The sequence below is a fragment of the Morganella sp. B601 genome, from assembly GCF_051172335.1.
GTDB lineage: Bacteria > Pseudomonadota > Gammaproteobacteria > Enterobacterales > Enterobacteriaceae > Morganella > Morganella morganii.
Window position 1 is genome coordinate 58,303 of sequence record NZ_JBPIZE010000001.1, and the last position, 12,386, is coordinate 70,688.

Annotated in this window: 10 protein-coding genes; 7 read left to right on the top strand and 3 right to left on the bottom strand. The window is 50.3% G+C overall.

Going from position 1 to position 12,386, the window contains the following annotated elements; translation table 11 throughout:
- Positions 1-200: 200 nt before the first annotated feature.
- The 3 genes from ACSBQN_RS00295 (at position 201) to ACSBQN_RS00305 (ending at position 3,674) form a co-directional block, all read left to right on the top strand.
- The gene (locus tag ACSBQN_RS00295) at positions 201-1,757 is read left to right on the top strand and encodes a PTS transporter subunit EIIC (protein WP_024474450.1); all 1,557 of its coding nucleotides are present in this window, start codon (positions 201-203) and stop codon (positions 1,755-1,757) included.
- A gap of 11 nt (positions 1,758-1,768) precedes the next feature.
- On the top strand, positions 1,769-3,139 hold the full coding sequence (locus ACSBQN_RS00300) for a class-II fumarase/aspartase family protein (RefSeq protein ID WP_024474451.1): 1,371 nt from the start codon (positions 1,769-1,771) through the stop codon (positions 3,137-3,139).
- Positions 3,140-3,326: 187 nt separating this feature from the next.
- Positions 3,327-3,674, top strand: coding sequence for a DUF4156 domain-containing protein (locus ACSBQN_RS00305; protein ID WP_004234982.1), 348 nt, complete (start codon positions 3,327-3,329; stop codon positions 3,672-3,674).
- A gap of 539 nt (positions 3,675-4,213) precedes the next feature.
- Here the strand turns inward: ACSBQN_RS00305 and ACSBQN_RS00310 are convergent.
- Complete coding sequence (locus ACSBQN_RS00310) at positions 4,214-4,996, bottom strand: class I SAM-dependent methyltransferase (RefSeq protein WP_024474452.1); 783 nt, start codon at positions 4,994-4,996, stop codon at positions 4,214-4,216.
- 99 nt (positions 4,997-5,095) lie between these two features.
- Positions 5,096-6,124 carry an EF-P beta-lysylation protein EpmB gene (epmB, locus tag ACSBQN_RS00315; protein ID WP_024474453.1) on the bottom strand — a complete coding sequence of 343 codons (1,029 nt, stop codon included), beginning with the start codon at positions 6,122-6,124 and terminating at the stop codon, positions 5,096-5,098.
- A 40-nt stretch (positions 6,125-6,164) separates the two neighbouring features.
- Here epmB and efp point away from each other — a divergent pair, with 40 nt between their 5' ends.
- Complete coding sequence (gene efp / locus ACSBQN_RS00320) at positions 6,165-6,731, top strand: elongation factor P (RefSeq protein WP_024474454.1); 567 nt, start codon at positions 6,165-6,167, stop codon at positions 6,729-6,731.
- 127 nt (positions 6,732-6,858) lie between these two features.
- Here the strand turns inward: efp and eptB are convergent, their stop codons facing one another.
- The gene (eptB, locus tag ACSBQN_RS00325) at positions 6,859-8,532 is read right to left on the bottom strand and encodes a kdo(2)-lipid A phosphoethanolamine 7''-transferase (protein ID WP_024474455.1); all 1,674 of its coding nucleotides are present in this window, start codon (positions 8,530-8,532) and stop codon (positions 6,859-6,861) included.
- 256 nt (positions 8,533-8,788) lie between these two features.
- Between eptB and ACSBQN_RS00330 the strand changes: the two genes are divergently transcribed.
- From ACSBQN_RS00330 to ACSBQN_RS00340, 3 genes are read left to right on the top strand one after another with little or no spacing between them, the layout of a single operon-like run.
- Positions 8,789-9,409, top strand: a complete 621-nt coding sequence (locus ACSBQN_RS00330) for a 4Fe-4S dicluster domain-containing protein (protein ID WP_004234994.1) — start codon at positions 8,789-8,791, stop codon at positions 9,407-9,409.
- The gene (gene hyfB, locus ACSBQN_RS00335) at positions 9,406-11,421 is read left to right on the top strand and encodes a hydrogenase 4 subunit B (protein WP_434991526.1); all 2,016 of its coding nucleotides are present in this window, start codon (positions 9,406-9,408) and stop codon (positions 11,419-11,421) included. The genes ACSBQN_RS00330 and hyfB overlap by 4 nt, the downstream gene beginning before the upstream one ends.
- 11 nt (positions 11,422-11,432) lie before the next feature.
- Positions 11,433-12,383: a respiratory chain complex I subunit 1 family protein gene (locus tag ACSBQN_RS00340; RefSeq protein WP_024474456.1), complete on the top strand. Its 951-nt coding sequence runs from the start codon at positions 11,433-11,435 to the stop codon at positions 12,381-12,383.
- The last annotated feature ends 3 nt before the right edge of the window (positions 12,384-12,386 follow it).

Below are 12,386 nucleotides of genomic sequence, written 5' to 3' on the forward strand. Positions count from 1 at the left end.
AATCGTTTATTCAGAAAATCATTAACAGAATGCCTTAAAAATTATTATCATCCTGATTTTTAAATCATTATCGCCTGAAAATGACCCGGGTCATAATTTAAGACCTGAGATAATATTTAAAACCGTACCATCATTTCATTTCAAAAAGGCAATGCTAGTATTCCGGGTAATGTCAATATTCTTCATCGCAAGGAAACACTATGGCTAAAAGAAAATTCGGGGAGTCGATCCAGCGCTTTGGCCGGACACTGCTCCTGCCAATCGGGGTTCTGGCTCCGATAGGTATGATTCTGGGGATCAGTGGTGCATTAGTGCAGACCTACATGATTGCCCGGTTCCCTTTCCTCGGAAATGAAACGGTTAACGCACTGCTTGTCAGCATCCGCTCTATTGCCGGCGTTATTTTTGACAACATTCCGCTGCTCTTTGCTATGGGGGTTGCCTACGGGATGAGCCAGCGTGATAAGGGGATAGCGGTCTTTGCCTCTGTGGTGGGGTATTTGTCGCTGATTATCACCATGAATATCTGGCTGGTACTCACCGGTAAACTGGCTGATCCGGCCATTATGGGACAGGTGGGGCAAATTAAGGTTCTGGGGATCCAGACCTTAAATATCAGTGCCGCCGGGGGGATCATCACCGGTTTAATTGCTGCCTGGGCAACGGATAAGTTCTATAACCTTGAACTGCCGACTGCCTTCGCCTTCTTCTCCGGTAAAAAATCCGTTTCCATCATCATGGTCGGCCTGATGATTATGGTCGGCGCGACACTGCCGTTTATCTGGGAAGTGCTGGTTCAGGGGCTGATGAAGCTCTCTGCTGTCTTCCTCAGCCCTGTCGGTCCGTTCTTTACGGCGGGCGGTGAGCGTCTGTTTATTCCGTTCGGCCTGCACCACGTCTGGAACGTGCTGTTCAGATTTACCGAAGCGGGCGGTACTTATGTCATCGACGGGCAAACCTATGTCGGTGTTGTTCCGGCGCTGACCGAAGTGTTATTCAAACAGGGACCGGGAACCGAATACTGGGCGATGATGCCAAGTCTGACGCGCTTTATGGCGCAACAGCAAATGCTGGTCACGCTGTTCCTGTTCCCGGCAATCGCATTAGCTATCTATAAAACATCGAAGAAAGAGAACCGCGCGGAAGTGAAATCCATGCTGGTGACGATGGTACTGACTGCCATGCTCGGTAACGTTACGGAACCGCTTGAATTTACCTTCGTATTTATCGCACCGCTGCTGTATTTAATTTATGCCATCATCGTGGGTATTGGTGCGGTATTGCTGTCATTCGCAGGCGTTGCGATTGGTTATATCCGCGGAACCATCTTCGATTTCACGATTTTCGGCCTGCTGTACGAACGCACTAACTGGATATTCCTGGTGCTTATCGGTACCGGTCTGGCGGTGGTGACGTTCTTTATCTTCCGCTGGGCTATCCTCCGGTTTGATATTAAAACGCCGGGCCGTGAAGAATCCAGCAATCTGAAAAATACGTTAATTAAAGAAAAACGTTATGGTGAAATTGCGGAAATTCTTATCAGGGCGTTAGGCGGAAAACAAAATATCCGTAACGTTGATAACTGTATTACCCGTATGCGTATCGATATCGCAGAAGTGAATAAGATTGATAAAGAGTTAATGTCGGAATCAGGATGTACTGCATTCTTCTTTCCATCGGCAAACCACGTCCATGTTGTTTACGGACCGAAGGTTGAATTTGTCCGCAATGCTGTTGATGAAGCAATGAAGAAATAAAAGGATATATGATGAGAGCTTTATATGATTCTAAAAGTAAAACCATCGATGACCGCGGCATAAAAGCGCTGCTGTCAGATGAGGCCAAATACAATACCTGGCTGATGTTTGAATCAGTGTTAGCTCAGGCACAGGCAGAACTGGGGTTTATTCCCCGGTCTGCTGCCAATGAAATTAAAGAAAAGGCGGTTATTGAGAATATCGATTTTGAAGAGATGAGCCGTATCTATCAGAAAATCGGTCATGGTTTCGTACCGTTTTTAAAGGTATTAGTGAATGCCTGCTCTGAAGAGAGTGGTAAATATATCCATTACGGAATTACCACCCAGAATATTCAGCAGAGTTCGCAGCTGTATATGATGAAGACAGTGCATAATAAATTTATGCTGCTGTTAAGCGAGATCCTCGAAAATTTATCGCGTCTCGCAGAAAAAACCAAACACATGGTGATGCCGGGCAGAACACACGGCCGTCACGCCATTCCTATCACTTACGGCTACAAAGTGGCAGTGTGGATCAGCGATTTTATTGATTGCAGCCAGCGCATGAAAGAGTGTGAAAAGCGTGTGTTCACTATCATGATGGGCGGCGCGGTCGGGGCATTTAACACCATGCCGGGCATCGGGCTGGAAGTCCAGAAGCGGGTTGCTGAACTGACCGGCATGCATGCGATGGAAGTGCCGTCCCGCAACCTGAGCACCCATAAACTGGAGTACATGGCGAACCTGGCGCTGATGGCGAATATCTGCCACAAAATCGGCGAGGAAGTTTACAGCACCACGCTGGAAGAGATCGCGGAAGTTTCCGAGGGCTTTACCAAGGGTACCGTGGGCAGCAGCACCATGCCGCACAAAATTAACCCGAAACTGGCCAAAGGCATTATCGCGAACTCCCAGAAACTGTACTCACTGCCGGGTGTCGGCATGTACTCCGCTGTCAGACCGTATGAGGGCGACAGCAGTTCTTATATGTTATTTGACGGGCTGATCGAAGAAGCACTCGAACTGACCACCGAAGTGCTGCTGAGAACAGAAGAGCTCACCAGAACCATCGTGCCTCATGAAGAGAGAATGCTGCACAACGTCATGAGAAATAAAGGGCTGGATAACACTGAATACGTGATGATGAAAATGGCGGAAAAGCTGGGTAAGGATAAAGCTCACTCATTACTGTATGAGGAAGCGATCAAAACTGCTGCGGATGGTGAGGATTTCTACACCAATCTGACGAAAAACGACACCATTACCGCCGCCTTCAGCAATGAAGAAATCAAAGCAATGTTAGATCCGCGTGCGTATATTGGTCTGTCTGTCGAAATCGCCGAAAAAGAAGCGAAACGCGGTTCAGATGCCGCTCAGAAAATTAAAAAAGACTATCAGTAAATTACCGGGCTGACACAGGAAAAACCAAACCGGCACTCTGAGGAAACTCAGGTGCCGGTTTTTTTATGCATAATTTGCGGCTGATTGCGATCAGCGGGTGGTTTTCAGCGATTAGTTTTTGAAGTCGCTGCCACAAAGTGGTTAAATTAGCTGTATAAATTTTTTCCAACCGTGAATGAGGAAAACTATGCGGATTAAAATGTTACCCGGTGCGCTGGCACTGTTATTACTGGCAGGCTGTACGACCACGAACGAACTGAGCTCCGCCGGATCACAGGTCCGCTTTTCCGAAGAGCAGCCACCGGCAGAATGTCAGAAATTAGGTGAAGTTACCGGTGTACAGAGCAACTGGATGACCGGCGTCGGTAACGAAAGCAGCTCTATGCGCGGTGCGGCAAATGACCTGCGTAACAAAGCCGCGGCAATGGGCGGTAACGTGATTTATGGTCTCGGCAGCCCGGCTGAGTCAGCGATTGTGTCCAGCCTGATCCCGGTGGATAGCAAGCTGACGGGTCAGGTCTTTAAGTGCCCGTAATTTCGCGTCATCCTTCCGTCCATAGCGGCGTTGGCTGCGCTCAGCGGCCCGGGTCACATACTGATGCTCCCCGGATGTCCTCACTTTGCCGCCTTGCTGCAGATTGAATGATTTAGCGAAATTGTCTGTATCAGATACAAAAAAACCACCGTCGATATAAACGGTGGTTTTTTTATTCAGATGCGAAAAGCGCGGGCGGCGGGTAAAGAAAACAGAAAGCATGCGGGCCATGGATGACGCGCCTGAGCGTATACGCGTCATCCTTTCGCCCATAGCCGCGTTGGCCGCACTCAGTGTCCCGGGTCACATACTGGTGTATGCTCCCCGTGCCCCTTCACTTGCCGCCTTGCTCTGAGCGAAATGATTTAGCGTATAACAGGGATGTGTTTACCGCGTCTTTCTGTTTTTGCCTGTTACCGGTGCAGATACCGTAATCACAGTCTCAAAGTATTCACAGCGACTTTCTGCTTTTACCGGTTATCAGCATGGCACCGTAATCACGGTTTGTTGTATCTGTATTTACAAAAACGCACGGAAACTCAGCCAATCTTCACTGCCGCAGTGGCAATAAATGTCGGCAGATAATTATCGATAACAAAACGCGGGTTCGGTTGCCAGTCCTCATAAAAATCGGTCAGATGAAAACCGGCTTTCAGTTGTCCGCCGATCAAATCTGTCAGGGAATGGCCAAACACAAAAGCTTCCTGCCGTGCCTGCTTCTCTGCCACCTGCTCCGGTGTTAAGGCTGTCAGTTCAGAGAACGGCATTTTATACGCCGGTCTGATAATGCCTTCTTCACGGTATTTCACATCACGATCACCGACAAAGACTACTGAATTAAAGAAACTGGCCAATAGTGTGCCGCCGGTTTTCAGTACGCGGTGGCATTCACGCCATACCGGATTCACATCCGGGATATACAGATTGGAAATCGGATGGAACACGCAGTCAAAAGTGCCATCCGCAAATGCGCTGAGATCCCGCATATCGCCCTGTACCGCCTTAAGTGTCAGCCCGTCGCGCCGGGCAACCTGACGATCGTGCTCAAGCTGTTTATCTGATAAATCAAACACCGTCACATCCGCACCGGCGGCAGCCAGTACCGGGGCCTGCTGACCACCGGCAGAGGCCAGACAGAGAATGTGTTTGCCTTTCACATCCCCCAGCCAGGCTTTCGGCAGCGGCTGCGGAGTGAGATGTACATCCCAGTTTCCTTGTTTGGCAGCCGCAATCAGCTCTGCGCTGACCGGTGTTGACCACGCCTGCTGCTGTTCCGCCTGTTTATCCCACGCAGTCTGGTTTGAGGTTAAAAAATCCGTCATAGTTTTGTACTCCATAATACATAATGTACGCAATTTAACCTGTCTGAAGATACCTGTAAAATACTATTTCTTCAGATGACCGTGTTTACGTGGTAATACTCAGCTCTGACGCAGACGGAGATCGATCGGCGTTTTACTCGGTTCACCGCCGATTTCCCTGGTCAGACGCGGCACCAGATACCCGGAAATACGCGGCAGAAGATCATGCATGATGCGGCGTGCTTCATCATCACTGATCAGAAAATGTCCCGCACCCTGTACTTTATCCAGCACATGCAGGTAATAAGGCAGAATACCGGCGTCAAACAGCGCATTACTGAGCTGTGCCAGCACCTCTGCACTGTCATTCACATCACGCAGCAGAACGCTCTGATTGAGCAGGGTGACACGGCTTTCACGCAACTGATTCATTTTTTCTTTCAATGCATCGTCGATTTCATTCGCGTGATTGATATGTGTGACTAAAATTATCTGTAACCGTGAGTCGCGGAAACGCGCAGTCAGTCCCGGCGTAATGCGTTCAGGGATCACGACAGGCAGACGGCTGTGAATGCGCAGTCGCTGAATATGGGGAATCGCTTCCAGTTGCGTCAGCAGCCAGTCCAGCTCATGGTCTTTTGCCATCAGCGGATCACCGCCGGAGAAAATGATTTCATTGAGTTCAGGATGGTTAGCGATATAATCGAGCGCCTGCTGCCAGTTATGTCTGGTGCCTTTATTGTCCTCATACGGGAAGTGACGGCGGAAACAGTAGCGGCAGTTGACCGCGCACCCGCCTTTCACTAACAGCAATGCCCGGTTGTGATATTTATGCAGTAGTCCCGGAACAACACTGTGTTGTTCATCCAGCGGATCGTCAGAGAACCCCGGGGTCAGGTCAAATTCAGCCCTGTGTGTCATGGTCTGAAGTAATAACGGATCGCGCGGATTGCCTTTTTCCATTTTGGCGATAAAAGGACGGGGGACACGCAGAGCAAACAACCGGCGGGCATCAGTACCGGCACGCCAGTTTTCGTCCTGTTCCAGACCTAATATTTCCAGCAGTTCTGTTGGGTTAGTGACAGAATCAGTGAGTTGATGCAGCCAGACTTCTCGGGCGGGTTGTTTTTGGGTTACAATATCGACCATTTTTTTGGCTATGCCATTTATTTAAAATTAGAGGATTTCCATGGCTACTTATAGTACCAACGAATTTCGCCAAGGTCTTAAAATTATGTTAGACGGCGAACCTTGCGTGGTTGTTGAAAGTGAGTTTGTTAAACCGGGTAAAGGTCAGGCATTCGCCCGTGTGCGTCTGCGTAAACTGATCTCCAACAAACTGCTGGAGAAAACCTTCAAATCAACAGACTCTGCGGAAGGCGCTGATGTCATGGATCTGAACCTGACTTACCTGTACAACGACGGTGAGTTCTGGCACTTCATGAACAACGAAACTTTCGAGCAGCTGGCTGCGGATGAGAAAGCTATCGGTGATAACGCCAAATGGCTGATCGACCAGGCGGAATGTATCGTTACCCTGTGGGACGGCCGTCCTATCGCGGTTACCCCGCCAAACTTTGTTGAGCTGGAAATCGTCGAAACCGATCCGGGCCTGAAAGGTGATACTGCCGGTACCGGCGGTAAACCAGCGACCCTGAGCACCGGTGCAGTGGTTAAAGTACCTCTGTTCGTGCAGATTGGTGAAGTGATCAAAGTTGACACCCGTTCAGGTGAATACGTTTCCCGCGTGAAATAAGATTACGTGATGCATTACAAAACCGCCGCTGAATCAGCGGCGGTTTTTTTGTTATTCAGTCATCGTTACCTTGGCAACCCGGAGTGTCTGTAAGACCGGTTCCGGGCTGGCGGATGAGGTTACTGTATCACCGATAGCAGAGATTATTTTTATTATTAATCCCGCCGTCGGATGATGTCACACCGGAACAGCCGAGAATGGTATCGAATAATTCATGATGGAAAAATGTCCGCGTCCGGCTGTTTTCTTTCAGGTTATCAAACAGGGACGGGTTATTTTTGATGTAGTTATCTGACATCCAGACAATAAACGGCACACGGAACTGCTCCGGCGGGGCAATATGCCGCGGCGTGCCGTGCAGGCGCATCCCGTTATTTTCGCCCAGGGATTCACCATGGTCAGAGGTATAAAAGACAATCGCATTTTTATCTTTTAATTTTTCTGTCAGATCATGCAGAAAATGATCGGTGTATAAGATCGAATTATCATAGGCATTGATCTCTTCCTGTATACTGCATTTGGTTCCTTCCTCTGTGCATTCCGGCATATATTTGCGGAATTCCGGCGGATAACGCTTGGAATAAAGATGATGGGAACCTTTGGTATGTAAAATAATCAGGTTCTGCCCCTGCTTTTTACGGGCGAGCATGTCATCAACTTCATCCATCAGTAATTCATCGCGGATAGCCTTACCCGGCGTTCTGTTCTGAGCGGTGATCATCTCACGGATCAGATAATTATCCAGGTCGAGCCGGTTATAGAACCAGACTTCGCTTTGCATGGAAAACAGCTCGGAATAAAAACCGTTCTGTTTCATCACAGAGAAAACATTATTTTCGGTGACTGTCCGCTGTTCGTTATCTTTTACGCCGCCTTCGCGCACAAACATACAGCGCAGCGATAATTTGGTGGAGGTATCACAGGACTGACCTTTAAAGGCGATAACGTTTTTATCGGCGGATAATAATGGCGTTGTTTCCCGCTCATAACCGAGTAATTGCATATGATCCCAGCGGGCGGTTTCGCCTATCACGAAAACCACATATAAATCGTCATTCTGCGGCGCCGGAGTGTAAGTAAATTTATCGGCCGGGTCGAATAAGTCAATTTCATTAAAGGTATCGTCATATTTGACCACCGCATACTGCACCAGCGGCACAATCCAGTTGGTCGGTAAATAGGAGTAACTCAGCTCTCCGCCATAACTCGATACATCAATACTGCCGTTCATTTCAATTTTTTTCTGATTGGCATCCGCCAGTTTTAAATAACCGAAAATCAGAACCGGAATAACAATAAACGTAAACAGGGCAAGTGCCCGGCGGCGTGATGCTGTTTGTATGTCTGTTTTTTTTGCGGACCAGATAAGGAGCAGCGCCGGAACGGAAAGCAGTGAGAACCAGAGATAAAAATGTCTGCCGACAGCTTCCTGTGACAGTTCAACGCTGTCTGTTGCCAGGGTGGAGACTAAAATACCGTAACCGATAATCACGTCATAAAACATCACGTAGTAACTGACAGCGATACTGACCAGAATAATAAAGCTGCTCAGAATCTTAAAACTCAGTAATCCGGTTTGGGCAATGAGCCGGAACAAGAAGAAGCTGAACAGAACATTGGCAAAAATTTCGGCAATCAGATAAAGGGAACCATAGTCTCCGGCCAGTAATAACTGGTTCTGAGCACGGGAAAAATACACGGTGTAGTTGAGAAAAAAGCCCAGAAACAGGGCAAGAACAGCAGAAACAACAAATTCATTTCTGAGAATGTTAAATAACGGACGTATTGGCATCGGGTACATCACTTCATCGCTAAAGAGAGTTAGAGGAATGATCAGTCACTTGGTTCAATATTTATTCATTAATCATCTGCATCATAAATGATGACAGCAGGCCGCATGACATTTTTGTCGTCATTAGTGTCGAACCGACAGTTACCTCCGCCTGAAAATCATGTCAATACCTTGATAAACAGACGCTTTTGTATATGGCACGAAAAATGCTTAACAAGGGTATCAAACTATATGACTCGTCTGATTTTTCTGGAGGGTGGGGCGAATGAATCGCTTTGTTATTGCCGACCCGCATCTTTGTATCGGATGTAATACCTGTATGGCGGCCTGTTCTGAGACGCATAAACAGCAGGGATTACAAACACATCCGAGATTGAATGTGGTGAAAATCGGGGAACTGACCGCGCCGATGCTTTGTCGTCAGTGTGATGATGCTCCGTGTGCCCGTGTGTGTCCGGTGAATGCCATTACACACGAAAATGACATGATCGTGCTGAATGAAAGCCTGTGTATCGGCTGTAAACTGTGCGGTCTGGTCTGTCCGTTCGGGGCTATTACCCCGTCAGGCAGTAAACCTGTCGATATGCCGGATTTCTTTGAGCAGTATGTGCCGAAAGAGATGCTGCTGGATGTGCCGGACAGCCTGCCGACCATGAACCCGTTCCTGGCATGGAATGCCGGTATCCGTAATATCGCGGTGAAATGCGATTTGTGTGATTTCAGTGAAGAAGGACCGGCGTGTGTGAAAGTCTGCCCGACCGATGCCCTCCATCTCGTTGAAGAGAATCAGCTGGAAAACGAAAGTGCGAAACGCCGTACCGCATCTGTCGATGCGATGCCGCCGGAGTTCGACATTTTCGTCTCAGGACAGGAGAGCAGAAAATGACATCTCTTGAATTACTCTTATGGTCCGTTGCCCTGTATACCGCCGGTGGTTTTATTTCGCTGCTGTTTAAACAGCAGGAAAAAATGGCGGTGTATGTTGCCGGGATCACGGCGATTGCCGGCGGGATCCTCGGTTTATTCAGTGCCGTTCCGGTGCTGATGAGCGGCGAAACACTGACGTTTTTCGCTCAGGGACCTTTCCCGTTCGCCCATTTTGTCGTCCGCCTCGACAGTCTCGCCGCCTTTATGGTGATGGTGATTTCGCTGCTGGTGACCGTCAGTGCTCTGTATTCCCTGAACTATGTGCAGGAATATCTGGGACGCGGCGCGTGGAGCATGGGTTTCTTCCTGAACCTGTTTATCGCCTCCATGGTTGCTCTGGTGGTGATGGATAACGCCTTCTGGTTCATCATTCTGTTTGAAATGATGTCGCTGGCCTCCTGGTTCCTGGTGATCGCGGATCAGGATGACAAATCCATCCGTGCCGGTCTGCTCTACTTCTTTATTGCTCACGCCGGTTCTGTGCTGATCATGATCGCCTTCTTCCTGATGTGGCGCGAAAGCGGCAGTCTGGATTTCGATTCCTTCCGTCAGCTCTCACTGTCTCCGGCGATGGCGTCAGTGGTCTTCCTGCTGGGCTTCTTCGGCTTCGGTGCCAAAGCGGGTATGTTACCGCTGCACAGCTGGCTGCCGCAGGCTCACCCGGCTGCACCGTCTCATGCTTCCGCACTGATGTCCGGTGTGATGGTGAAAATCGGTATCTTCGGGATTATCAAAGTCGGTATCGACCTGCTGGGTGCAACCCAGGGCTGGTGGGGTATCGTGGTACTGGGCTTCGGCGCGGTCTCTTCTGTTCTCGGCGTTATGTATGCGCTGGCAGAGCACGATATCAAACGTCTGCTGGCGTGGCACACCGTGGAAAACATCGGGATTATCCTGATGGGGGTCGGTGTGGCAATGGTTGGTATGGCGAATGATATGCCGGTGCTGGCGACGATTGGTCTGCTCGGCGCGATTTATCACCTGCTCAATCATGCGGTGTTTAAAGGTCTGCTGTTCCTCGGCGCCGGTGCGGTGATTTACCGTATCCACACCCGTGATATGGAAAAAATGGGCGGCCTCGCTAAACTGATGCCGCTGACCGCAACCGCGTTCTTAATCGGTTGTATGGCGATTTCCGCGTTACCGCCGCTCAACGGCTTTGTCAGTGAGTGGTACACCTATCAGTCACTGTTCTCAATGAGCCATGACGGCACATTCATCATGAAAATCAGTGGTCCGATCGCCATTGTGATGCTGGCGATTACCGGTGCACTGGCGGCGATGTGTTTCGTGAAAGTGTACGGTGTCAGCTTCTGCGGCGGTCCGCGCAGTGAAGCCGCCACTCATGCCCGCGAAGTACCGTGGACAATGACTGCCGCAATGCTGATTCTGGCTGTGGTGTGTGTGCTGCTGGGTGTTGGTGCGAGTGTGATTGCACCGGTGCTGGCGAAAGTGGCGATGACCCTGACCACAGGCACGGATGTGACAGTGGCACAGGGCGCGATGCTGGTACCGGATTCCGCTGCTCAGGCCATGATTTCACCGGCCATGACATTCTTGTTACTGCTGGCACTGCCGCTGATCCCGTTCATCATCTATCTGGTCTTCAAAGGCAAACAGATGAACTTCCGCCGCAAAGGCGATGCCTGGGCGTGTGGTTATGCCTGGGAACGCGATATGTCCGTATCTGCCGGTGGCTTTACCCAGCCGCTGCGCTCAATGTTTGCACCGCTGTACCGCATGCGCAAACAGCTTGATCCGTCAGCCCGTCTGGCTCACGCCTTAGACGTGACCAAAGCCGGAGCCGGAAAAGTCGAGCCATTCTGGGATGAACGCATTATTTATCCGCTGGTGCGCGGGATTAACCGTTTCGCCAAACGCATTCAGTGCCTTCAGGGCGGGGATTTCAGACTTTACTGTCTGTATGTCGTGGCCGCGCTGGTTGTTCTGCTTGTTGTGATTGCGGCGTAAGGAGAGAAACCATGTCGATTCAGGATACACCTACATTGATGACGGGGCTCTTCGCAGTGGTTCAGGCGATTTTCCTGCTGCTGCTGACGCCGCTGTTTACCGGCATCTCCCGTCAGATCCGCGCAAAAATGCACTCCCGTCAGGGGCCGGGCATTATGCAGGATTACCGTGACATTACCAAATTACTGAAACGCCAGTCCGTGGCACCGCGTGATTCCGGATTTATTTTCCGGGTGATGCCGTATGTGCTGCTCGGCAGCATGCTGCTGCTGGCGATGGCGCTGCCGGTTGTTACCACAACGTCACTGTTCAGCGGGGCAGGCGACCTCATCATCATCTTATATATTTTCGCGCTGTTCCGCTTTTTCTTCTCCCTGTCCGGTCTGGATACCGGCAGCCCGTTCGCCGGTATCGGTGCCAGCCGTGAGCTGACCCTCGGCGTGCTGGTGGAACCGATCCTGTTCCTCGGCCTGCTGGTGGTTGCGCTGATTGCCGGTTCGACCAATATCGGCAGCATCAGTGCCGTGATGAGTCAGGGCTGGGTATCACCGACCGCCACCTTCCTGGCCATGCTGGCCTGTGGTTTTGCGACCTTTATCGAAATGGGCAAAATCCCGTTCGACGTCGCGGAAGCCGAGCAGGAACTGCAGGAAGGGCCGCTGACCGAGTACTCCGGTTCCGGTCTGGCGCTGGTGAAATGGGGGATCGGTCTGAAACAGGTGGTTGTGGCAGTCCTGTTTCTCTCGATTTTCTTCCCGTTCGGCAGTGCATCCGTTCTGACCGCAGGCAGTCTGCTGCTGGCGCTGGGACTGATGCTGGTAAAACTGCTGGTGATTTTCGTTCTGGCATCGCTGGTCGAAAACAGTCTGGCCCGTGGTCGTTTTCTGCTGACGCATCATGTGACCTGGTTAGGATTCGGCGTGGCTGCGCTCGGATTCGTGTTCTATCTCACCGGTCTGTAAGGA